Origin of the sequence: Bradyrhizobium sp. SMVTL-02, assembly GCF_051853005.1 — a bacterium.
In the GTDB taxonomy this organism is placed as follows: Bacteria; Pseudomonadota; Alphaproteobacteria; order Rhizobiales; family Xanthobacteraceae; genus Bradyrhizobium.
In genome coordinates this window covers 7,531,456-7,552,824 of record NZ_CP182469.1, presented here as the reverse complement: position 1 = coordinate 7,552,824, position 21,369 = coordinate 7,531,456, and the positions used below count along the sequence as shown (strand labels likewise).

The following is a 21,369-nucleotide window of genomic DNA, read 5'->3' as shown; positions in this document are numbered from 1 at the left end:
CTCGCGCGTGCAACAAGGAGCGCCCATGAGCCGTACGGAGCAGGATTTCCTCGGACAGCGTGAGATCGCCGACGACATCTACTACGGCGTCCAGACCATCCGGGGGAAGGAGAACTTCCACATCACCGGCATTCCCATGAACCAGGAGCCTTACTTCGTGAAGGCGCTCGGTTACGTGAAGAAGGCCGCCGCGATGGCCAACCGCGAGCTCGGTGCGATCGACGCGAAGGTGGCTGACGCGATCATCCTGGGCTGCGACCGCGTCATCGCGGGCGACATGATGGACCAGTTCGTCACCGACTTCATCCAGGGCGGCGCCGGCACCTCGACCAACATGAACGCCAACGAGGTGATCGCCAACCTCGCGCTGGAAGCGCTCGACTTTGCCAAGGGCGATTATCAGCATGTCAGCCCCAACGATCACGTCAATTACGGCCAGTCCACCAATGACACCTATCCGACCGCCTTTCGGCTCGCGCTGATCCTGCGGCTCGAGAGCTACATGACGGCGCTGAGGCAGCTGCAGGAGGCCTTCTTCGCCAAGGGCCGTGAGTTCGACCGCGTGCTGAAGATGGGCCGCACGCATCTCCAGGACGCGGTGCCGATGTCGCTCGGCGCCGAATTCCGGGGATGGGGCACCACGATCGGCGAGGAGGTCGACCGCATCTCCGAGGCGCGGGCGCTGCTGCGCGAGATCAATCTCGGCGCTACCGCGATCGGCACCTCCGTCACCGCGGCGGTCGGCTATCCCAAGCTCGCGGTCCGGCATCTGAGCGCGCTCACCGGCATCGACTTCATCCTTGCCGGCGATCTCGTCGAGGCGACCTCGGACACCGGCGCCTATGTTCAGCTATCGGGCGTGCTGAAGCGCACCGCGAGCAAGCTGACCAAGATCTGCAACGACATCCGCCTGCTGGCCTCCGGCCCGCGCGCCGGCTTCAACGAGATCAACCTGCCGCAGCTTCAGCCGGGCTCCTCGATCATGCCGGGCAAGGTCAATCCCGTCATTCCCGAGGTCGTCAACCAGACCAGCTTCCTCGTCATCGGCCTCGACACCACCGTGACGCTGGCGGCAAGCGCCGGCCAGCTCCAGCTCAACGTGATGGAGCCGGTGATCTCGTTCGCGCTGTTCTTCTCGATCCGCACCATGGAGCGGGCGGTCAACAGCCTGCGCGAGAACTGCGTCGTCGGCATCACCGCCAACGAGGATCACACCCGCAACATGGTGCTGAACTCGCTCGGCATCGTCACGGTGCTGAAGCCGCTGCTCGGCTACAAGCAATGCGCCGAGATCGCGCGCGAGGGCTACAAGAGCGGCAAGTCGCTGCACCAGATCGTGGTGGTCGAGCGCAAGCTGTTGACGCAGGAGAAGTGGGACGAGATGTTCTCGTTCGAGCGGCTGATCAATCCGGATTTGATTGGGTAGCTGTTGGCTATCCACCACTCTCGCCTCTCATTGCGAGGAGCTCGCGACAAAATTGCGCAGCAAAGATTGCTTCGCTGCGCTCGCAATGACACGGAGGAGACGGATGGGTACGAATTCCGCTGCTTGGAATTGCGGTAACGGCATCCGCTGCGGCGACAAGACGCAATACTTGACAGTGGAAAGATTGCCTTGTTGGTATGGCTTCCAGCTTCAATTTTGACCGCCAGAAGAGGATCGTTCCGCAATGTCCATGCCTGCCTTGTTCAAGGGACGCCTGTCGATCCCCGTGATCGGCTCGCCGCTCTTCATCATCTCGGTGCCGGATCTCGTGATCGCGCAGTGCAAGGCGGGTGTGGTCGGCTCGTTCCCGGCGCTGAATGCGCGGCCGCCGGAGCTGCTCGACGAATGGCTGGCGCGGATCACCGAAGAGCTCGCGGCCTATGACCGCGCGCATCCCGACAAGCCGTCGGCGCCATTCGCGGTCAACCAGATCGTGCACAAATCGAACAACCGGCTCGATCACGACATGCAGCTCTGCGCCAAGTACAAGGTGCCGATGATCATCTCCTCGCTCGGCGCGCGCGAGGAGCTGAACCAGGCCGTGCACGGCTGGGGCGGCATCGTCTTCCACGACGTGATCAACCAGAAATTCGCGCACAAGGCGATCGAGAAGGGTGCCGACGGTTTGATCCTGGTCGCGGCCGGCGCCGGCGGCCATGCCGGCACGATCTCGCCGCTGGCGTTCGTTGCCGAGACGCGAAAGTGGTTCGACGGCCCGATCGCGCTGTCGGGCGCCATCGGCAACGGCAAGGCGATCCGCGCCGCGCGGATCTTGGGGGCCGACTTCGCCTATATCGGCTCGGCCTTCATCGCGACCAAGGAGGCCAATGCGGTCGAGAAGTACAAGGAGATGATCGCGGGCTCGAGCGCCGACGACATCGTCTATTCCAACCTCTTCACCGGCGTGCACGGCAATTATCTGAAGCCCTCGATCCTCGCCGCCGGCATGGATCCGGAGAATCTGCCGACGTCAGATCCCTCCAAGATGAACTTCGGCACCGACGCCTCCGGCGAGCGCGCCAAGCCGAAAGCCTGGAAGGAGATCTGGGGCTCGGGCCAGGGAATCGGCAGCGTCGAGGGCATCGTGCCCGCCGCCGAGCTGATCGCGCGCTTCAAGAAGGAATACGACGAAGCGGTCGATCCGCCGTTGTGATGGCTGTCGCAATGACCCCGATCTACCGCGTCGATGGCAACAGTGTCGTCACCAGCCCGGACGCTGCCGGTCCCTGGGACCGCCGCATGCAGCACGGCTCGGCGCCGGCATCGCTGGTGACATGGGCGGCCGAGCGCATCCCGACGCCTGTTGCGATGGACATCGCGCGCGTCACCATCGATCTGATGCGCCCGGTCCCGGTGGCGCCGCTGACGATTGCGACCGAAGTGCTGCGCGAGGGCCGCAAGATCCAGCTCTGCGAGATCAAGCTGCTCGCCGACGGCGTGCAGGTGGTCGGCGCCACCGTGCTCAAGATCAGGCGCCAGGCGCAGGCGCTGCCCGACGATGTCAAGGATCTGCCGGTCTCGCTGCCATCGCCGGAGAACTCGCTCGTCGAAGACGGTCACGCCGCCACCAGTCCGTTCGTGCGGTCGGTCTCGATGCGCGCGGCGCGCGGCCGCTTTGGCCAGGCCGGTGCCGGTGCGATCTGGTTTCGGGTCGACCATCCGCTGATCGAGGGCGAGGCGATCTCCCAGGCCATGCGCGCGGTGGTCGCCGCCGACTTCTCCAACGGCACCGCCTCGACACTCGACTTCCGCGCCTGGACCTTCATCAACGCCGATCTCACCGTGAGCCTTGCGCGCCAGCCCGTCGGTGAGTGGATCCTGCTCGACGGCGACTCATGGATCGGCCCTGACGGCGCGGGTCTTGCGATGTCGCGGCTTGCAGACAGGCAAGGCTATTTCGGCCGCGCGGTGCAGAGTCTGGTGATCGAGAAGCGGTGAGCATGACGGCTTCCGCCGGGCTCGGGCCGGGAGCCAATTGACCGGCAGCTTCCGCCGCCGCGGAAGGGATGCCCAGGTCGCGAACCTCTTCTTGTCCGGAGGCCTCTTGTTCGACGCCAGCGTCCTGCCAGTTCACATTCCGTAGAAGATCTTGATCTCCCACAGCACCACGATGATAGCCGTGATCAACGTGACCGCGGCGACTGCACTTTCCAAGGAAGCGACTCTCATTTGATACTCCGCTTCCCAGCCCCGTTCAGCGATCTAGTTGATTCGTTGATTCGCCGGCAATCGCGCGGCAACCGTGCACGCGCACTCCGTCGCGCATTGTGGTGCCGGAGCCACAACGACACCGTAGAACTCCGGGGTATTTACCCCACCATCCTGTCCCGTCCGCTCCAGAACCCCGCACGCAGTACCTTCTTGTCGACCTTGCCGACGCCGGTCATCGGCAGCTGCTTGACGAACTGGATCTGCTTCGGCGCATGGGCCGAGCCCTTTCGCGTCTTGACGAGGTTGATCAGTTCGTCCGGATCGGGCTTTGCGCCCTCGCGCGGTACGACGACAGCGGTAACGGCTTCGCCCCATTTCTCGTCGGGGATACCGACGACCGCGACCATCGCGACGTCGGCATGCTGCGACAGCACGTCCTCGACCTCGCGCGGGAAGATGTTGAAGCCGCCGGAGACGATCATGTCCTTCTTGCGGTCGAGAATGAACATGTAGCCGCGCTCATCCCTGCGCGCGATGTCGCCGGTGTGGACCCAGCCGTTCTTCAGCGTCTCGGCGGTGATCTCCGGCCGCTTCCAGTACTCCGCCATCGCATGCGGGGCACGCACGCAGATCTCGCCGGCCTCGCCCGTTTTCACCTCCTGGTCGTCGTCGTCGAGGAGCTTGACCTCGCAGGCCGCGATCGGGAAGCCACAGGACAGGAACAGCTCCGGCATCCGGCGATCGTGATCCCTCTTGCGCAGCACCGAGATCGGATAGCATTCGGTCTGCCCGTAGAGCTGCGAGAACACCGGCCCGATGCGTTCGATCCCTTCGACCAGCCGGCTCGGCGACATAGCGGAGGCGCCGTAGAGCACGAGCTCGAGTGAGGACAGGTCGGTCCTGCCCAGCGCGGGATGATCGAGCAGCACGTAGATCATGGTCGGCACGAACAGCGTGAAGGTGATGCGCTCGCGCGCGATCGTCGCCAGCACGGCCTCGGGATCGAAACTCTTCAGCATGTGCACGGTGCCGCCGCGCATCAGGGTCGGCAGCACCTTGGTGCCGGCGACGTGGCTGATGGGCGCGACCGTGAGGTAGCGCGCCCCCTCCGGGATCTCGAAGTCGGCGAGGATCGCGGCGGCGGCCCCGACATTCTCGCGATGGTAGCGCAGCGCGCCCTTGGATTTGCCGGTCGTGCCGCCAGTGTAGTTCAGCGTGGAGAGATCGTCAGGGCCGGCGAGACATTGCGGGCTGAAATGGCCATCGATCTCGATCGCCTGCAACAGGTCAACACCATAGCCGGCCGGCCCCATGGTGAAGACCGCCTTGAGCCGGTCCGCGCTCGCAGCGAGCTCGCCGCCGCGATCGCGGAAGGCGGCCGCATCGACTACCAGCACCTCGGCTTCGGAGTCCTCGAGCTGGAAGAGCTGGTCACTCGGCGATCCCAGCGGATGCAGCCAGGTGACGCAGAGCCGCGACAATTGCGCGGCGACGCCGGCGCACCAGGTGTCGGCGCGGTTCGCGGTGAGGAAGGCGACGCGCGCGCCGGGCTGCAGGCCGAGCCGCATGAACACGCCCTGGATGCGTCCGATCAGGTCGATCGTGCCCCGGTAGCTCAGCGACCCCCCGGGCCAGGCGAAAGCGGTGCGGTCGGGATAGCGCGAGAGTGCCCGTAGCGTCTGCGCACAAGTCGGCGACGATGCGTGGAGCGGATCGGACATATGTTTCCTCGTTGCTTTGTCATTGGCTTCTGACGTGCCAATGTTTGCGGTAACGCTAGCACAGGGAATGCGGGAGGAAACGACAAACCCCGCGTAAGGAGGCATGCGTGAGGTCAGACCGACTGCAACGTTTCGGCGATCGTCTCACTCTGCCGCTGGTCGCCGCGCCGATGTTTCTGGTGTCGGGCGTCGAGCTCATGGTCGCGGCCTGCCGAAGCGGGGTGATCGGCAGCTTCCCGACTGCGAATTGCCGCAACACGGAACAACTCGACGCGTGGCTGAGCGACATCGAAGCGCGGCTGCGCCAGTGCGAAGATCAGACCGGCCGCAAGGCAGCGCCGCTCTGCCCGAACCTGATCGTGCACCGCTCGAATGCGCGGCTGGAGCAGGATCTCGCGGTGCTGCTGCGGCACAGGCCGGAGATCGTCATCACCTCGGTCGGCTCGCCGTCGCCGGTCTTGACGCCGCTGCATGACGCCGGCGCGCTGGTGTTCGCAGACGTCGCCTCGATCCGCCATGCCGAACGCGCGGCGGAAGCGGGGGCAGACGGGCTCGTGTTGCTCACAGCGGGCGCGGGCGGGCAGACCGGCTGGCTCAACCCGCTCGCCTTCGTCCGCGCGGTGCGCGAATTCTATGATGGCATCGTCGTGCTCGCGGGCGGCATCAGCGATGGCTGCGCGCTGCATGCCGCCGAAGTGCTCGGCTGTGATCTCGGTTACATGGGCACGAAATTCATCGCGACACGCGAGAGCATGGCGGATGACCGTCACAAGCGAATGCTGGTCGAGAGCAGTGCCGACGACATCCTGCTCACCACCGCGTTCACGGGGCTTCAGACCAGCATGCTGAAGCCGTCGATCGTCGCTGCGGGTCTCGACCCCGACGACCTGCCTGCACGCGGCGCGATCGACATCGCAGAGGATATTGACGTCACTGCGCGCGAGAGCCGGCCCAAGCGCTGGCGCGACATCTGGAGCGGCGGGCACTCGACGTCGGGCGTCACCGATGTGCTCGCGGTTCATGATCTCGTCGCGCGGACGATCGCGGAATACCGCGAGGCAGGCGGGCGGTAGGCTTGTTAGCCTCTCCCGCTTGCGGCAGGGCTATCGCATATGCCTCGTTGCGGCGGCCTGCGCGCACGCCTCGTCCTTCGAGACGGCGCTCGTGCGCCTCCTCAGGATGAGGCTAATCAGCGTCAGTGCCCGTTGAAACTGCTGCCGCGCAACTCCGTCCCCATCCTGGGGAGCCCGCCTGAAGCGGGCGTCTCGAAGGATGGCCGCGGGAAAAGCTTTCAAATGCGATAGCCCTGCCGCTTGCGGCGAGAGGCCGCGATCGCATCGGTCACAGTTAATCCCGCATCCTCAAAACCCCTGCTTTTAACGGTGGATTAACCAAGCCCCGCCAAGAATCCCTCTCGAGGCCGCCAATCAGGACCGAGAGGGACAGGCGATGGACTTCGATTTTCTCGACACCAAGACGGCGGCATCGCTGGACGAGATCCGCGTCCGCGTCGCCCACGCCCTGGCCCGCCACCCGCTGTGCCGCAATGTGCGCTTCGACATCGTCAGCGTTCCCCGCACCCGCCGCGGCGGCAACTGGACGGTCACGCTGCAATCGGTCGAGCCGCGCGCCGTGTGGGAGGCTTCCGAGATCGTCGCCGACATCCAGGACGCCTACGATCTGGCGGTAGCGGCTTGATTTCCTGGAGTTTTTCGGCGATGTCGCGGCAGCCCGCGCGATTGCCGCCGCGATGGCACGGTTAGGCCTTAATTATCGCCCAGTTTCCGGGCAGTGATCACGTGGACTTGAAGTTGTGGGCGCGGAGGGACGTTTGTCCAAAGCCATCACCATCGTCGTGCTGACCTGTTTCCTCGTGCTTGGCGCCGCCACCACCGCCATCCTCGGCCGGGACAGCGTGCCCAGCGTCAGCGCCGAGATGATCACCGAAGCGCTGCCGTCGAAGCCGCTCACGACCAATCGCGCCGCCAAGGCCGATCGCCTGGTTCCGACGCTCGCTCTGGCCTCGGCCGCGATCGAGCCGGTCCAGGTGCCCGCCGACAAGCTCGCGCAGGCGCCGGTTCTGACCGAGCCGCTGCGTCAGGCGTTTGCCGCCGCGACGCCGTCCGATTTCCCGATGCCGAAAGCCAATGCGCATGAGGCGCCGCCGGCGGCGGATGTTCCCGCCGTCGAGGTCCCGGCCAAGCCGAAGGTCGTCGCCAAGCCGCAGAAATCCTATTCGCTGCTTTCCGACGTTCAGATCTCGGGCATCAAGGATCGCCTGAAGCTGTCGTCGTCGCAGGAATATTACTGGCCTTCGGTCGAGACCGCGCTGCGCAACGTCGCGCGCAGGATCCAGGCGAACAAGCTGTCGAATCCGAATGCGCCGCCCAGCGCGCAGATCGATCCGAATTGCGACGAGGTGCAGCAGTTGAAGTCGGCCGCGATGCCGCTGCTGTTCCAGCTGCGCGACGACCAGAAGGAAGAAGTGCGCAAGCTCGCCCGTCTCATCGGGCTCGAGAAGGTCGCGCAGCAGATCTGAGGCGGTTTCCCTTTTCAGGAACCTGCCGGTATCAGGAACATCTGGCAATCCCCACGCGTTGCCCGCTCCAAAAGAGGGAGTGGATCAATGCGCGCCTCGACAGCTTATTTCGTCGGTGCCGGAACGATCATCGCAGCCATTGGCATTGGTCTCGGCGGCGGCATCGTTGCCGGCAACATCATGAATCCGATCGCGCCTAAGCAGGTCGCGGACACCAGCAGGGTGGCGCAGCGCGCCGAAGCGGCCGGCACCTCGTCCCAGACCAATGCACCATCGGAGCGCGTGCAATATCTCACGGGGTCGCAGGCCTTCGGCACGATCATCGCTGCGCCGGCGCAGGCCGAAGCAAAGCCTGAAGCCGCAAAGTCCGACACGCAGACCACTCAGGCGAACGCTGAACCATCAGCGCCGCAGCCTTCGCAGGCGACTGCGGTTGAGCCCCCGAAGCCGGCTCCGGCTTCGCGCGCTGCAAGACCCGTCGAGCAGCAGGCTTCCACCGAGCCTTCCTCCTCACCTGACAACGCCTATGCCAAGGCCAGGGATTCGGACGTGAGGCGTGCTGCGTCCGAACGGCGCCGGACGGATCGCCGCGAGCGTTGGGCGGAACGTCACCGCTACGACTCCCGCGATCCGCGCAGCATGCGCGACCGCACCGATTGGGACGACGTGGCGCGCAACATCCGCCAGGATTCTGATGCACGCGACTATGCGGGTCGGTCGCGCGGCGGCTTCCCGCAGATCAGGTTGTTTGGGTCTGATGACGACGATTAGCTGCCCGCTTGGGATCGACGACGGCCGGATCATCGGTGCCCATGCGGCAGGTCGAGGCGGCATGATACAGAGTGGTGGAATGGCCGCGGATGTAGTCGGCATCTCGGCGTCGGCGCGCGACACCCATAGCCAGCGGGGCGATTTGGCTGCGGCGTCCGCCTTACCACCGGCCGCCCGAACCGGCGCTTTCTACGTAACATCCACCCGCGGCGGCGGATAACGCCGCGCCAGCGTCGACAGCGGCAGATGCCGTTCGCCTTCCGGCAACTCCAAATAGGCCAGCACCAATGGCCGCTTCCAGTCGCCGATGCCGAAATCCATCGCCATCCATTTCTGTGGCTCCGGGCCTTCGAGGCCCCGGACCCAGACGAAGTAGCGGGGGAGGTCGTCGGCGTCCGCTTCCGTCGTGCGTCTTCTGGCCATCAAGGCTGCTCGCTGCATCACCATCCGTTGCGGTAGGATATAGGTATCGGTTCGCTGAAGTCGAACTCCCGGCTGCGGCTCCTGCAAGTCTGGACCGGTTGGTTAACGCGCGGGCCTGAGGATATGAACGAAGCCACGATCGATCGCTGGGGTGAAGCCTCGAAAGTAACGAAAAAGCTGGTTGGCTCGTGGTCCTTCAAGCGGGTCATCGAAGGCCAGGCCACGATGCAGGGTGTCGCGATCTTCACGCCACTCGACGGGGAGCGGCTGGCCTATCGCGAGCAGGGACAACTGAAGCTCGCGAACGGCACCACGTTGCAGGCCGAGCGCGAATACGTCTTCAGCAACAGCGACGGAGGATTTAAGGTCTTCTTCAAGGAAAATCCAGCGCGGCTGTTTCATGAGATTTCACTGTCCGCGTCCTCCGGAGGAGAGCTGAGCGGACATGCGCGCCATCTCTGCAGGCGCGACGAGTATCGGTCGGTCTACATGTTCCTGCCGGATGGAACGTTCGTCGTTCGTCATGTGGCGTCGGGTCCAGGCAAGGACTACACGATGAACACGACTTACGCGCGCCTGTCGTAATCAAGCCGGCGCCAGCGTCGTCTCACTGCCAGAGCTGACTCTCCGCCACGCGGTTGATGTCGGCGAGCCTGCGGTCGGCGTCGCCATTCAGATCGATGCTCGCGACCAGCGTCAGCAGGCGATGATAGGCGCTGTCGGCGACCTCGACCGGCAGCGGGGCCTCATCATAGGCCTCGACATAGCTGCCGACGAGGCTGCTCAACAGGCCGCAGAGGCCGCGCTGGGCGGGATCGTCCCGGCCGAGCGTCTCGAGCTTTTGCTGGAATCTCCGGAAGGTTCGCAGGCCGTGGTGCTGTTCGGAAAGCCATGCGTGCAGGTCGTTCATGTGAGCTCCTTCGAGTGAGAAGAAGCTGCCGGCTTATACAGTGCGGATGTGACGATTGCTAGTGGAGGGGGAGATCAGCTTTGCTGAGACAGTCCGCCTTCGCCAAGGCTTCGGCGGGACAGCTCTCGCCGCTTCGCTTCGATGGTGCGGAAGTTCGGCTCGCCCGGCCGTAGCTGCGAGGCAACGAAGGCTGGTGCCCCTGGCCGGCAGTCGCCTATTCCCCTAACCATCTGAATTTAAGGTCATTTTATCCGCAGATGGCTGCCGATACCAGCGGAAATACCAGCAAGATGACGCGCGGCATTAGCTCGCAAAAATGAAACAGCAAGCTCCTTCGGGAGCAGACACGGCCCGTGCCGTTCTGTCTGCACAACCGCCACGACCGGAATCGAACTCTGACTGAACTCCGACCTGTCGGTTCGTCCGATTTGTACCCTACAGCGCGCTACAGCCCGCGGCGGCGTCGGAAACTCTTTGGCTGACCTTGTTGGCAATATAGATCAACGCATCCTTGGTAGTTGGGCTGAGCGCAGATGGCGTCGAAACGAGTCAGCAGAAATCTAATCAGCGATCACAAAAGGACTGCCTTCCTGGCAAGCCCGCGCCATGAAGCTTGCGCCTTGGAAATGTCTGTCTTCCTCGGCGGGGCTTGATCGGATTTTGGCAGAGATCATCGAAGCACATGCGGGAACCATGGTCGACAATGATGACAACAAGAGACGTCGTCTCGTCGAGTTCAAGGACGGTTGTCGTTATGGCAAATTCGGAAAGACTAAGGCTTATGAGCTGATAGCCCATGATAGGATTAGGGCTTACAAGATGGGAGGCAAGACCATGATCGACCTCGACAGCGTTGATGAATATCACGCTTCGCTGCCAAGGGTTGAGACGAGAACCAGCTAGATCACCGATCTGCCAAAGGCGGCGAGCGAGACCAGCGAGATCAAGCGCCGCCTTCGGGCTTGGCTTCCAGCTGCGCTTTCTCGATCATGGCGCGGGAGACGACTTTCTCAGGATCGCGCTCCCGATAGCGCGTTGCAAAGTCCTCGTCGCTAAGCTCGCCGTCGCCATAGTCAGCATAGTCAAGATGATGCCAGCCACCCTGGCTGAGATCCATGCCGTATAAAGGCCCGATAAATCCGCTCCGGGGAATGATATAAGCACGCACCCCCGTGGGTCGGTCAAAATCCCCCGGGTATGGTCACTTGAAACTCCCCCACCTGATGTTCACCGTCAGCGCCGCTGAACAGCGGTAGCCGGTCAGGCAGGACGTTTATTTTCGGTCCCTTTAGCCAGCAAGGGGCCGGGGAGTTGAACGTCTTGAAGCCACACCTGCAAAGCACGGTATTTACGCTACTCGATCGCAACGCCAGCCAGCGCGAGATCCACAGGCTGACGGGGATCGATCGCAAGACGATCCGGCGTTACCGGGCGCTGCGGGCCGGTGCGGAGGCAAATTCCCCCGGGGAAGCGACCACCGGCCCGGTGAGCGTGGACGGCCAAATTCCTCCACCCCGACCACCGGCTTCTGGGGCATCAGGAGCGACGGTCACCAGCAGCCTGGCCCGTTCGGCTTGCGAACCGCATCGGACGTGGATCGAAGAACAGGTCCGCCTGAAGCGGAATGCGCAGGCGATTTACCAGGACCTTGTCGATCATTTTGGCTTTCCGTCCAGCTACCAGAGCGTCAAGCGGTTTGTGCGCACGTTGCGACACAGCGATCCCGAGCAGTTTGATCGACTTGAGTTCCTGCCCGGCGAGGAGGCCCAGGTCGACTATGGCGAGGGCGCTCTGACGATTGATCCCAGGAGCGGCCGGTACCGCCGTCCCCGCCTGTTCGTGATGACGCTGCGCTACTCGCGGCGCAGCTTCCGGCGGGTGGTCTGGAAGTCCAGCCAACACGTCTGGGCGCAGCTCCACGAAGAGGCGTTCCGGTATTTTGGCGGGGTCCCCAGCTATGTCGTGCTCGACAATCTGAAGGAAGGCGTCCTCAAGCCGGATTTGTACGAGCCCGAGCTCAACCCGATTTACAGCGCGATGCTGGCTCATTACGCCGTGGTCGCCGATCCCGCGCGTGTGGCCGATCCCAATCGGAAAGGATGCGTCGAGAGTGCGATTCAACATACCCAGGGCACCGCGCTGGCCGGACGGCGCTTCGAGACACTGGAAGCCCAGAACGAGTTCTTGAGGCACTGGGAGGAGAATTGGGCCTCCAAGCGCATCCACGGCAGCACGCGTCGTCAGGTCGAGGCGATGTTCCAGGAGGAGAAGCCACACCTGCGGCCGTTGCCAGTGGCTGCCTTCCGCATCTTCACCGAGGTCGTTCGGACCGTCTGCGACGATACCACCGTGCGTGTTGATAGCAGCTATTACGCCGCGCGGCCTGCGCCCATCGGCAGTCAGGTCGTGGTGCGGATCTACGCCTCCACGATCGAGATCCGTGATCGCCACACCCATGCGCTGCTGCGTGTTCATCCCCGGATGACGCACTCCGGTTCTGTCGTCCTGCCGACCAGCGAACGGCCGTTCAATCCGTCGCGGCAAACCGCCGTGCTGCTGGCGAGCGCCGAGCGCATCGGGCCGCAGACCAGGGCGCTGTGCCAGCAAGTGTTCGACACCGAGGGGCGCCCCGGACAGCGCGCGATGTGGGGCATTGTCGGGCTGGGCCGGAAGTATCCGGCACGGCTGGTCGAGCAAGCCTGCGCGCACGCCGTCGAGAACCGCATCTACCGCTACAAGCACGTGCGTGCGACCGTCGAGCGGTTGTTCGAACAGGCGATCGCGCAGGTTGGAGCGACGCCACAGCCGGCATCGTCGCTCACCCAGGATCATCCGCTGATCCGCGCTCCAGCCGAATACGGCGATCTCTTCAGCCGTGCCGTGCGGCACGATGCCGGCGACAATGGCCGGCAGGCCGAGGCTCACGGCGACCGCACCCCTGCAACCCGCGCTCGTGGCGCCTGCGCAACCCCGGCCAGCTCCGGCGCCACGAGCGCTCCCGCGGCTTCTCACCTCACACTGGAGACCAAACCACATGATGACCATGCCGGAAATTGAGCGTTGCCTGCGACAGCTGCGCCTGTCGGGCGTTCGCGACACGCTGCAGACGCGCGTGCTGCAGGCGCAGGGCGCCAACCAGCCATTCCTCGAGACCTTCTCCCTGATCCTGCAGGACGAACTGGACCGTCGTCAGTCCCGCCTTATCGAGCGACGATACCAGCAATCCGGGCTCGACGAAAAACTGACGCTCGCCGAGTTCGACTGGACCTTCAATCCCAGATTGCCGCGCCAGACTTGCTTCCAGCTCCACACCCTGGCGTTCATTGCCGCCGGCGAAAACGCGCTGCTTGTCGGCAAACCTGGCACCGGGAAGTCCTACATCGCCAAGGCGATTGCCTATCAGGCGATCCTGCAAAGCCACAAGGTCCAGTATCTTGAGACCGACGACTTCTTCCACCGCTACGCCATGAACTCCCCGGCACAACGCGAGGTCCGGCTGCGAACCATCATCGACTGCGATCTCCTCGTGCTGGACGATCTGTTCCTCGCACGCGCCATCCCTGACGACGCCGGCGCATTGCTGCAGACCCTGATCCATCAGCGCTACAAACTGCGCCGCAGCGTCATCGTTACCTCCAATCGCGTCGTGCAGGACTGGGGGACATACCTGGGGGACAACACCATGAGCACGACGATCCTCGATCGCCTGATGCATCATTGCCATCTGCTTGAGTTCGACGGACGCAGCTATCGGCTCAAAGAGGCCGCTGAAACTCTTGCCCGGAAAACAAAGGCAAACTAACAATCACCATGTCCTGCCTCGCGGGTGGAGGAATTTGACTGACCATACCCGGAGGAATTTGAAGTGACCCGCGGGGCACGCACGAACGGGACGTCCTCAAAGGCTCGCTTCACGAACTGCGCGCCGGGTGTGTTGTCGATGTACCATGGCTGGAGGCCGAAGTAACCGAACTGCTTAGCGATAATGGCATTCAGTCGTTGGAGCGCCGCAAGCGCATCTTCGCGCAAGGAATGGTAAGTGTCCGGATCGAAATGGATGGATCGGTTCCTAAGCTCGCCGAGCATCAGAAATTCCGAGCCGACACCATCGATCAAAACCTTCCAGTCCGTCAGAACGGTGATGACGAACATCCAATTGTCGAAAGACTCCTTGCGATACACCTTGCGGTAATGCTCGGAGGATTTGAAGCTGTCACGCAGATCCAGCACGAGATGATTCAGGATGCGCTCCCCGAGTGCGCAAGCGGCGACCAAGGCCGGGTAATAAAGGCCGGCGACAAAAGACCGGCGGGCCTGCTCGTGGAACTGATTGTGATAGGCGAGCAGAGACATCGATTTCGAGCCAAGGTCCGTCACATTTTTGACGACGCTTTCGATGTCTGTCGAGCCGTATCGCTGCTCGAGCCGCTTGACGGCTTGGGCCCGGTTCTCTCGATGGTTTTGTTTGACCAGCTCGTCCCAATGCTCCTGGGCTTCGGCGAGGTTCAAGGGCGTTGAGTCAAAATCAAATGAAAAGGGATGGTAGCGACGATACCCACGATCGGCGAGATCCGCATGGGCGCCATGGTCGTAGATCCCGCGAGTCAAATCGGCGATTGTCTTGCGCATCGCCCATAGTATGTCAGCGCTCTCGCATAAGGACAGCGCATTAGCTGGCGAGCCGCTTTGTGGATGCTCGAGCTGGGCGGTTTCCTTGTGCGGATGGGTATGCGGTTGCGATCCGGGTGCGCATGTGGGCCACGGCGCCGCAGACAGTGTATGACCTCATGCCCGCGGAGATCGGCACCATGACGCAAGAGACGCCTTTTGCGCGCGTGCGGGGTGGCCAACTGCCGGACGCGAGCGGACCGCGCGTCTCGGACAGAGCCGCTTCCAGCGTCGAACGAGCCGATGCGATCGCAATGCGATCGACAGAGGCTCGTTACACTGAGGCGCATCGGTGCGGCTCGTTATCTCGGGCGGTTGGACAGCTAGCCCATCGATTCGAACAATCGATTCAGAGGGCGAAACATAAAAAGTGAGTAATGTCAAAATGTTATAAGCTTAGCTTGTTTTGACCGAATTAATCCGTTAAGTGACCATAATGGTACATTTTACAATCAAAGAGACCATTATGGTGCTGGAATGACCGACAGTAAGCCGGCCGAACTGACACCGGGCGACATCCGTCGCATCCGAGAGAAAATCGGCTTGTCGCAGGTTGAAGCCGGCGAACTCCTTGGTGGTGGCCCGCGCGCCTTCACGAAATACGAATCCGGCACCATCAAGCCCACGACGGCAACGGCGAATATCCTGCGCCTGCTCGACGCCAATCCGTCTGCCATCATCACGCTGTCCGACGGTAAAGTCGCGCCGATGGAGTCGGACAGCACGGGACCGTTCGAGGTCACCGGCAAGCACATTGCGGCGCTCAGCCCAAGAAAGTTCATGCTGCTGATGCGCCGACTTCTGGACGGTGAGGCGCTGAGCGGCAACCTGCCGATGGATGGCATCCACGTCGCCGCCAACATCACCGCGGCCGACGGCGGCGAGGATGCGCGCATCGAGTGGCAGAACGGACCCGAACGAACGACGTTCTTGCCGAGTCGCATCTCGCAGTTCCAGTTGAAAGCCGGGCCGATTTCGCCGGCGGAAGCCGGCGCCGACGTGGTGACGCCGGGTGGCGAGGTCAAGTCGATGGTGCGCGACGCCTTGGAGAAGGGCGGCACATACATCATGGCGTGCGGTCACTCGTACGAGAACAAGCTTGTCAAGGCGCGCGCCGAAAGCATTCGCAAAGCCCTCGCAAAAGCGGGCCTCAAGGTCAGGCCTGATCAGGTTCAGTTCCGCGATGCCGACCAACTCGCATCATGGGTCAACATTCTGCCGCCCGTTGCGGCCTGGGTGCTCGAACAGACGCAACCCGGCCTGGTCGGGCCGTTCAAGGACTGGACGCACTGGGCAGGTCGCTTCGACGGCACGCCCTGGATCCCCGACCCGCGGTTGCCTCCTTTCCGGGAGAAGCTTCGTGCGTTGGTCGGTAAACCGCGTGGCGTCGCGCGCGTCGTCGGTCTGTCCGGCGTCGGCAAGTCGCGACTGACACATGAAGCTCTCGGACCGACCGACGAGGAAGAAGCGTCCGGCGTTCAGCTATCGGACCTTGTTCTATACTCGGTGGAATCCGAGGCCGGACCGGTGGCGATCAAGGGTATCGTGCAGAGCCTTGTGGACTCCGGTTTCCGTGCGATCGTGGTCGTTGATCGCTGTCCGCTTGAATCCCACCACGATCTTGTCGCCATGGTGAAGCGTTCTGGCAGTCGCGTGTCGCTCATCACCATCGACCACGACGTTCCCCCGTCGGTTCAGGGTGACGATGAGTTGCTAATGGTCGAGCCGGCGAGCGATGCCGTCGTGGAAGGGATGATCAAGCAGATTGCCCCTGAGTTGCCGAGTGAAGATCATCGCCGGCTCCTGAAGTTTGCACGCGGCTTTCCGCAGATGGCAACCTTGCTCGGCCAGGCGTGGCTCAGCGACATGCCTATCGCGGCGGCCACGGATGACGAGCTTATCGATCGGATTCTCCTTGGCCGAAGGCCGACCGACCCGGCATTGCTGAAGGATGCGGGAATGCTCCTGGGTGCGTTCCGGCTTCTCGGCACCGCCGGCGAGTTGAACGATCTTGCGCAGGCAGCAGGGTTTACGCGTGGCCGGTCTGTCGACGATCTCCGTGCCGCATTCGCCGATCTGCAGCGGCGCGGGGTGGTGCAGCAGCACGGGCGCCTTGTCAGCCTGCAACCCAAGCCGCTCGCACTGGCACTTGCCGAGCGGCAATGGCGTCAATGGGGACAGGCGACGTGGGACAACATCCTCGCTGGCAATCTTCCGGAGCGGCTTCGGCAGAATGCCGCATGGCAGCTTGCCCTGCTGAACACCGGCGCTGTTGCGCCGCAGGTCGCGCGCCACCTGATGCGTTTTGAGGGCCCGTTTGCTTCGCTGGATGCGCTTGGTCAGGAAGGAGCGGGCGACGTCGTCAGCGCCTTGGCGGAGATTGATGCCGACGCGGTCGTCACGCTGCTCGAACACATACTGAACCCGCTCTCGATCAAGGAACTCATAGGTGTTCGCGGCGACCTGCGGCGCGGCCTTGTTCGTGCGCTTGAAAAGATCGCTTTTATCGACACGACATTCGAGCGTGCCGCGCTATTGTTGCTCAAGCTTGCCGTCGCCGAGAACGAGCAGTGGGCCAACAACTCCGTTGGTCAGTTCAAGGCATTGTTCCCGGTATTCGGCGGCAATACGGTTGCGTCGGCCGCGCCCCGCCTGCGCCTGCTGGATGAGTTATTGCAAAGGGATGACCCCCAGGAAATGCCGATTGTGATCGATGCGCTGCTGGAAGCGTCGAGCATGCAATCGCATGCGAGCTTCATGGGTCCCGAAACGCATGGCAGCCGTCCCCAACTGGTTCCCTGGCAACCGAAATACTGGAAGGACGCCTGGGACTACGTGATTGCCTGCGTCGATCGGCTGGTCGCGATCGGCTTGCGCGACGATGCTCTCGGTGCGCATGCGCGCAACGGCATCGCGCACGAATTTCGCTCCTATGTGGACGGCGGCTTGATCGACCACGTCGAGAAGTGGGTGGCCCAGGTTCAAGCGGTTCATCCGTACTGGCCCGCCGCCCTGAACGTGCTGGGAGATGTGCTTCAGTTCGACTTGGAGGGACTCAAGGACGACGAAGAGGCGCGAGTCCGCAAGCTCATCGCCGATCTCTCCCCGCAAGATATCGCCAGCCGCATCCGCCTGCTCGTCACCGAGATGCCCTGGGATTATCCCGCCGACGCGAAGCTCGAGTTTCACGAGCGGGAAAAGTACCAGGCCGACACCGTGCGCGCCTTGGCCAAGGAGGCGCTTGGGCAACCGGAGACGTTGCGGGCCTCGCTCGAGGCTTTGTCTCGAGATGAGCAGCGCATGTCGGTCGCCTTTGGCAAGGCCATCGCCGAGCTTGCGGATGCCCCCCTGTCTTGGGAAGAGCCGATCAAGCGGGCCTATACCGCAACCGCCGAAGGCAACCGGAACTATGGGCTGGTCACCGGGTACTATTCGGGCCTCGCAGCGCAGCACCCCGCTGCGGTCGCCGCCTACAAGAATGAGGCTATCGCCTCGACCATCTTCGCGCCCACGCTGCCATTCTTGTGTCTGTTGCTGGGCATTACGGCAGATGATGTGCGGCTGGTATGCGTGGGCCTGAAATCGGGCACGCTGCCGACGAGCGCGATGTCGCATTGGGGCATGGGCGGGGTGTTCGCCAAGCTCGACGCAGCCTCCGCAGCGCCATTGTTCAACCAGCTTCTGAACATGGACAGCGTGGCCTATTCGGTGGCGCTCGACGTCATGGGCATGTTCGTCCACGGCAACCGCGACCGGCTTGAGGAATTGCGGCCCCAGATCATGCTGGCGGTTGAGCATGTTGGTAAGCGGCCGAAGCGCCGCGGCTCGCAGATGAGCGCGCATCACTTCGAGCACGTGGTGGCCTGGCTCCTCAAGAAGGGGCGGGACGATGCCGATGCCCGCGTGGCAGCCGGGAAGCTGGCGAACTACCTTGCGGCTAGCCCGGACGGGGACGCGGCCAAGATGATCAAGCCGTTGCTGCCCATCATGTTCAAAAACTTCTCCTCCATCGTATGGCCGGTGTTCGGTAACGCGATTATCCGGGACCGAGCCACGGCATGGCGCATAGAACACGCAATCGGGGATGGCTTTTCGTTCGCCGATACCAAGCAGCCGGCGGTCTTGCATGTGCCCGAGGATATCCTGTTCTCGTGGGCGCACGCCAATCCCGAGGGGGGACCTGCGTTCCTTGCGAGCACGTTGCCGGTCCTGAACTCGCGTGCGCCAGGTGCCGAACGAAGCTTCCATCCGCTGATGATGCGACTCCTGAACGAATTCGGTGATCGCGACGACGTGCGGCGCTACGTCATGCAGAATATGCACACGTTCGGCTGGTCCGGATCACTAACCACCTATTTTGCGCTTTACGAAGAGCCGCTGCGGTCGCTGTTCGAGCACCCGATCGGGGCTTTACGGCGCTGGGCGACGGTCGCGCACACGCAAATGCGCAAGCAGGTAGAGTCCGCTAAGCGCGACGATGACGAGCAGGACGCTCAATGGAACGCATGACCGTGCCGCCGGGAAACGGGTACATTCGCAACATCAATCGGCCGTGCCGACCGAACTCGCGGGCGCGGAATCCGGGTATGAAGCAGTTCACCGCCACTAAGGGATTTCAAAGGGCTGACCACCTCGCGCAAGTCTACCGCGCTATGACGCTCTTATGAACGATTCGATCCTGCCGGAGAAAGAGCAGCCTGGAGCGCCTGAGGCGGATCTGCCGCCGCCGAGCGCGCCCAAGAATATTTCCATAAGCTTGCGGGGGTTCGACACCGAGGATCATGCCCGCGCCTTTGGCAATATGCTCGCGACCTATGTACGGGAGCTTAGTCGCCACATCGATCTCAGCGCGTTGGATGGGGTCACGGTGGCGTTCGATTACGCCCATGCGCTGCTTGACCTCGATCGCGGCTATGAAACGTCCCATAGACTGACGCCATCCGAGGGTATCGTGTACGGAGTAGCCATGACGCCTTCCGTCATGCGTGACGGCCGCGTCAAAAGCCATATGGTTTTTCATGCAGGCGTCCTGCTTGCGCTTGAAGACGAGACACACGAACTCTATGGCCAAGCGCTTCATATGCTCGCACACGAATGCGCACATGTCGAAGTAACGGAGCGTTTCAACGCAGCCTTCCCGGGCATGCTTTTGCAAACCAAGGTCGGGGTGCATGAGCGCTACCGCTGGGACATCATCAAGGCGTGCTGGGATGAATATGCGGTGACGCAAATTTGCGCACCCTTTGGGCGCCGTCCGACCGAAGATTATGAGGAGACGTTCATCACCGCTCTTAACGAGACCCGGCAGCGCGCGAATGATCTCATCAAAGCCTATCGCTTGCACGGGGACCATGGCCGGATCACGGGCGAGGTGTATGGCGCCTACGGGGAGCTGATGAAGTTTGCGGCTTATCATTTGGGGAACATGGTGGGGCTAGGCTTGACGCTTGAGGATCTGCCCAAGACCAAGGCCGCACTCGAAGGACATTGGTTCGCCCCATACTTTGAGAAGCTGAAAGAGGCCTGTGCCGCGATCGCCGCGCATTACGGATCGTGGACAGATCGCGGTGCGTTCGAGGCGCTGGGGGATCTGGCGGACGAGATCGTCGTCGAGGGGGGCGTCATTGTTTATGGCGACCGCGAAGACGGCGGGTTTGCCGTGAAAGTCCCGTTCACGCCAGAAACCATGCCGGACATGTCCTAGCTGGCCTGGCCGTAGTTCTCAGCGAGGCTGCTCTGCACGCGGCAAGCTCGGACCTCGACTGCCGCGCAGGTAATAAAAGCGCGTTTCAATCAGAGGCGCTAAGGCGGAAAACTGTATATTCGCTCCCGCAACATCCCGCCGTATGCGGGAACGTAATATTCCGAGGGCGACCACTGCGGGGAGGCCTTTAGTCGGAAGAATGCCCGCGCTGCCGCATCGCCCGTGAGCGCAAAGTCCCAGCCATACTGCGCACACAGCATGATAAAGAAGGCGGTTAAGGCTTCGAACGCATTATCAAGCGAGGCTTGAGGGAAATTGCTGTCTCGATTGTGCTTTACGTCATTATATGCGCCATACCATGGCAGATCCTTCGTTCCGTGTTGCCAGCCGGCAAAAGGACGGCGTTCAGGCATCCAAGGGTAGTACGGAAACTCGACCGCATACTCGGTCAATTTCATTGCCGCGCAAAGTTTGACGTAGTGCGTCGTATTGTCGGCGCGCGCATTGTGGGCTCCGAGAATTGCCTTCCATTGTGATTCCAATTCCGTGCAGGCGAGGATGAGCACGTTCCGGATCTCGTGCCCGTAAGCCTTGAAGTTCGTCTCTCCCCTCGGGTGAACAACGCGGCATATCTGTTCGAGTTGCTGGATGAGAGCGTGAAGCTGTCCGCTTGCGCTTGCGCGATGGCCCAGCGCCTCAACACTATGATCGCGGTTTCGTCCTTGGCTTTCGCCCAAGATCGGCCGCGCCATGCCGGGATAGTATTCGCCCGGTTCAAGTTCGAGTTCATCAAACGTGGTACCGGGATTGCTGAATCGTAGGGTTTCGAGGGCCGTTCTACCCAGCATGGCCGGAAATCGGTTGTGATCCGAGTCCGTAACGTCGATGCGCTTGGCCATGGTGTCACCAATCTCCCACACCCCGAGAACCTGGTTTGGCTCGAAGCCATGGTTGCTGACATGAATGTAGTAGCGCAATGTATCCCTCGCCGAAGGC

General features: G+C 62.6%; 20 protein-coding genes. 13 read left to right on the top strand and 7 right to left on the bottom strand.

The annotated features are described in order from the left end of the window. The first annotated feature begins 25 nt into the window (after nucleotides 1–25). The 3 genes from ACNJYB_RS36225 to ACNJYB_RS36215 all read left to right on the top strand — a co-directional run bounded on the left by ACNJYB_RS36225 (nucleotide 26) and on the right by ACNJYB_RS36215 (nucleotide 3,424). On the top strand, nucleotides 26–1,426 hold the full coding sequence (locus tag ACNJYB_RS36225; protein WP_439371418.1) for an aspartate ammonia-lyase: 1,401 nt from the start codon (nucleotides 26–28) through the stop codon (nucleotides 1,424–1,426). Nucleotides 1,427–1,670: 244 nt separating this feature from the next. Further along, nucleotides 1,671–2,639, top strand: a complete 969-nt coding sequence (locus ACNJYB_RS36220) for an NAD(P)H-dependent flavin oxidoreductase (RefSeq protein ID WP_439371417.1) — start codon at nucleotides 1,671–1,673, stop codon at nucleotides 2,637–2,639. Nucleotides 2,640–2,650: 11 nt separating this feature from the next. Further along, nucleotides 2,651–3,424: a thioesterase family protein gene (locus ACNJYB_RS36215; protein WP_439371416.1), complete on the top strand. Its 774-nt coding sequence runs from the start codon at nucleotides 2,651–2,653 to the stop codon at nucleotides 3,422–3,424. A gap of 371 nt (nucleotides 3,425–3,795) precedes the next feature. Here the strand turns inward: ACNJYB_RS36215 and ACNJYB_RS36210 are convergent, their stop codons facing one another. After that, nucleotides 3,796–5,358 carry an AMP-binding protein gene (locus ACNJYB_RS36210; protein ID WP_439371415.1) on the bottom strand — a complete coding sequence of 521 codons (1,563 nt, stop codon included), beginning with the start codon at nucleotides 5,356–5,358 and terminating at the stop codon, nucleotides 3,796–3,798. Between the two features lie 107 nt (nucleotides 5,359–5,465). On the opposite strand from ACNJYB_RS36210, the gene ACNJYB_RS36205 reads away from it, so the two are divergent. From ACNJYB_RS36205 to ACNJYB_RS36190, 4 genes are all read left to right on the top strand, one after another. Further along, nucleotides 5,466–6,431, top strand: coding sequence for an NAD(P)H-dependent flavin oxidoreductase (locus ACNJYB_RS36205; RefSeq protein WP_439371414.1), 966 nt, complete (start codon nucleotides 5,466–5,468; stop codon nucleotides 6,429–6,431). A gap of 376 nt (nucleotides 6,432–6,807) precedes the next feature. Further along, entirely contained in the window at nucleotides 6,808–7,056 is a 249-nt protein-coding gene (locus tag ACNJYB_RS36200) for a hypothetical protein (RefSeq protein WP_439371413.1), read from the top strand. Nucleotides 7,057–7,189: 133 nt separating this feature from the next. After that, the gene (locus tag ACNJYB_RS36195) at nucleotides 7,190–7,897 is read left to right on the top strand and encodes a hypothetical protein (RefSeq protein WP_439371412.1); all 708 of its coding nucleotides are present in this window, start codon (nucleotides 7,190–7,192) and stop codon (nucleotides 7,895–7,897) included. An 87-nt stretch (nucleotides 7,898–7,984) separates the two neighbouring features. Further along, complete coding sequence (locus tag ACNJYB_RS36190; protein ID WP_439371411.1) at nucleotides 7,985–8,668, top strand: hypothetical protein; 684 nt, start codon at nucleotides 7,985–7,987, stop codon at nucleotides 8,666–8,668. On the opposite strand, the gene ACNJYB_RS36185 is transcribed toward ACNJYB_RS36190, so the two are convergent. After that, nucleotides 8,637–8,795: a GMC oxidoreductase gene (locus ACNJYB_RS36185; protein WP_439371410.1), complete on the bottom strand. Its 159-nt coding sequence runs from the start codon at nucleotides 8,793–8,795 to the stop codon at nucleotides 8,637–8,639. The two genes, ACNJYB_RS36190 and ACNJYB_RS36185, sit on opposite strands and share 32 nt — an antisense overlap. Nucleotides 8,796–8,857: 62 nt before the next feature. Further along, the gene (locus ACNJYB_RS36180; RefSeq protein ID WP_439371409.1) at nucleotides 8,858–9,091 is read right to left on the bottom strand and encodes a hypothetical protein; all 234 of its coding nucleotides are present in this window, start codon (nucleotides 9,089–9,091) and stop codon (nucleotides 8,858–8,860) included. A 123-nt stretch (nucleotides 9,092–9,214) separates the two neighbouring features. Between ACNJYB_RS36180 and ACNJYB_RS36175 the strand changes: the two genes are divergently transcribed. Further along, nucleotides 9,215–9,676, top strand: a complete 462-nt coding sequence (locus ACNJYB_RS36175; RefSeq protein ID WP_439371408.1) for a DUF6314 family protein — start codon at nucleotides 9,215–9,217, stop codon at nucleotides 9,674–9,676. A 22-nt stretch (nucleotides 9,677–9,698) separates the two neighbouring features. On the opposite strand, the gene ACNJYB_RS36170 is transcribed toward ACNJYB_RS36175, so the two are convergent. Continuing rightward, complete coding sequence (locus tag ACNJYB_RS36170) at nucleotides 9,699–10,001, bottom strand: hypothetical protein (protein ID WP_439371407.1); 303 nt, start codon at nucleotides 9,999–10,001, stop codon at nucleotides 9,699–9,701. A 606-nt stretch (nucleotides 10,002–10,607) separates the two neighbouring features. Here ACNJYB_RS36170 and ACNJYB_RS36165 point away from each other — a divergent pair. Beyond that, nucleotides 10,608–10,904, top strand: coding sequence for a hypothetical protein (locus ACNJYB_RS36165; RefSeq protein ID WP_439371406.1), 297 nt, complete (start codon nucleotides 10,608–10,610; stop codon nucleotides 10,902–10,904). A gap of 40 nt (nucleotides 10,905–10,944) precedes the next feature. Here ACNJYB_RS36165 and ACNJYB_RS36160 read toward each other — a convergent pair whose 3' ends face one another. Then, on the bottom strand, nucleotides 10,945–11,169 hold the full coding sequence (locus tag ACNJYB_RS36160) for a hypothetical protein (RefSeq protein WP_439371405.1): 225 nt from the start codon (nucleotides 11,167–11,169) through the stop codon (nucleotides 10,945–10,947). Between the two features lie 107 nt (nucleotides 11,170–11,276). On the opposite strand from ACNJYB_RS36160, the gene istA reads away from it, so the two are divergent. Then, entirely contained in the window at nucleotides 11,277–13,058 is a 1,782-nt protein-coding gene (gene istA, locus ACNJYB_RS36155; protein ID WP_439375470.1) for an IS21 family transposase, read from the top strand. After that, a complete protein-coding gene (gene istB, locus ACNJYB_RS36150; RefSeq protein ID WP_439371404.1) occupies nucleotides 13,036–13,803 on the top strand; it encodes an IS21-like element IS1631 family helper ATPase IstB in 768 nt (255 codons plus the stop codon). Before istA ends, istB begins: the two co-directional genes overlap by 23 nt. Here istB and ACNJYB_RS36145 read toward each other — a convergent pair. After that, nucleotides 13,800–14,630 carry a hypothetical protein gene (locus tag ACNJYB_RS36145; RefSeq protein ID WP_439371403.1) on the bottom strand — a complete coding sequence of 277 codons (831 nt, stop codon included), beginning with the start codon at nucleotides 14,628–14,630 and terminating at the stop codon, nucleotides 13,800–13,802. The genes istB and ACNJYB_RS36145 overlap by 4 nt on opposite strands. Nucleotides 14,631–15,146: 516 nt before the next feature. Here ACNJYB_RS36145 and ACNJYB_RS36140 point away from each other — a divergent pair. Together ACNJYB_RS36140 and ACNJYB_RS36135 are read left to right on the top strand one after the other, a co-directional pair. Next, nucleotides 15,147–19,178: a type II toxin-antitoxin system MqsA family antitoxin gene (locus ACNJYB_RS36140; RefSeq protein ID WP_439371402.1), complete on the top strand. Its 4,032-nt coding sequence runs from the start codon at nucleotides 15,147–15,149 to the stop codon at nucleotides 19,176–19,178. A 154-nt stretch (nucleotides 19,179–19,332) separates the two neighbouring features. Next, on the top strand, nucleotides 19,333–20,373 hold the full coding sequence (locus tag ACNJYB_RS36135) for a hypothetical protein (RefSeq protein WP_439371401.1): 1,041 nt from the start codon (nucleotides 19,333–19,335) through the stop codon (nucleotides 20,371–20,373). A 98-nt stretch (nucleotides 20,374–20,471) separates the two neighbouring features. Here the strand turns inward: ACNJYB_RS36135 and ACNJYB_RS36130 are convergent, their stop codons facing one another. Continuing rightward, nucleotides 20,472–21,350 carry a hypothetical protein gene (locus ACNJYB_RS36130; protein ID WP_439371400.1) on the bottom strand — a complete coding sequence of 293 codons (879 nt, stop codon included), beginning with the start codon at nucleotides 21,348–21,350 and terminating at the stop codon, nucleotides 20,472–20,474. Nucleotides 21,351–21,369: the final 19 nt, after the last annotated feature.

Excerpts from the sequence above, each read along its gene's own strand:
- ACNJYB_RS36225 (WP_439371418.1), top strand. The coding sequence starts at position 26 with ATGAGCCGTACGGAGCAGGATTTCCTCGGACAGCGTGAGATCGCCGAC.
- ACNJYB_RS36180 (WP_439371409.1), bottom strand. The coding sequence starts at position 9,091 with ATGGCCAGAAGACGCACGACGGAAGCGGACGCCGACGACCTCCCCCGC.
- ACNJYB_RS36200 (WP_439371413.1), top strand. The coding sequence starts at position 6,808 with ATGGACTTCGATTTTCTCGACACCAAGACGGCGGCATCGCTGGACGAG.
- ACNJYB_RS36170 (WP_439371407.1), bottom strand. The coding sequence starts at position 10,001 with ATGAACGACCTGCACGCATGGCTTTCCGAACAGCACCACGGCCTGCGA.
- ACNJYB_RS36185 (WP_439371410.1), bottom strand. The coding sequence starts at position 8,795 with ATGGGTGTCGCGCGCCGACGCCGAGATGCCGACTACATCCGCGGCCAT.
- ACNJYB_RS36165 (WP_439371406.1), top strand. The coding sequence starts at position 10,608 with ATGAAGCTTGCGCCTTGGAAATGTCTGTCTTCCTCGGCGGGGCTTGAT.
- ACNJYB_RS36210 (WP_439371415.1), bottom strand. The coding sequence starts at position 5,358 with ATGTCCGATCCGCTCCACGCATCGTCGCCGACTTGTGCGCAGACGCTA.
- ACNJYB_RS36220 (WP_439371417.1), top strand. The coding sequence starts at position 1,671 with ATGTCCATGCCTGCCTTGTTCAAGGGACGCCTGTCGATCCCCGTGATC.
- ACNJYB_RS36140 (WP_439371402.1), top strand. The coding sequence starts at position 15,147 with ATGACCGACAGTAAGCCGGCCGAACTGACACCGGGCGACATCCGTCGC.
- ACNJYB_RS36135 (WP_439371401.1), top strand. The coding sequence starts at position 19,333 with ATGAACGATTCGATCCTGCCGGAGAAAGAGCAGCCTGGAGCGCCTGAG.
- ACNJYB_RS36190 (WP_439371411.1), top strand. The coding sequence starts at position 7,985 with ATGCGCGCCTCGACAGCTTATTTCGTCGGTGCCGGAACGATCATCGCA.
- istB (WP_439371404.1), top strand. The coding sequence starts at position 13,036 with ATGATGACCATGCCGGAAATTGAGCGTTGCCTGCGACAGCTGCGCCTG.
- ACNJYB_RS36175 (WP_439371408.1), top strand. The coding sequence starts at position 9,215 with ATGAACGAAGCCACGATCGATCGCTGGGGTGAAGCCTCGAAAGTAACG.
- ACNJYB_RS36145 (WP_439371403.1), bottom strand. The coding sequence starts at position 14,630 with ATGCGCAAGACAATCGCCGATTTGACTCGCGGGATCTACGACCATGGC.
- ACNJYB_RS36215 (WP_439371416.1), top strand. The coding sequence starts at position 2,651 with ATGACCCCGATCTACCGCGTCGATGGCAACAGTGTCGTCACCAGCCCG.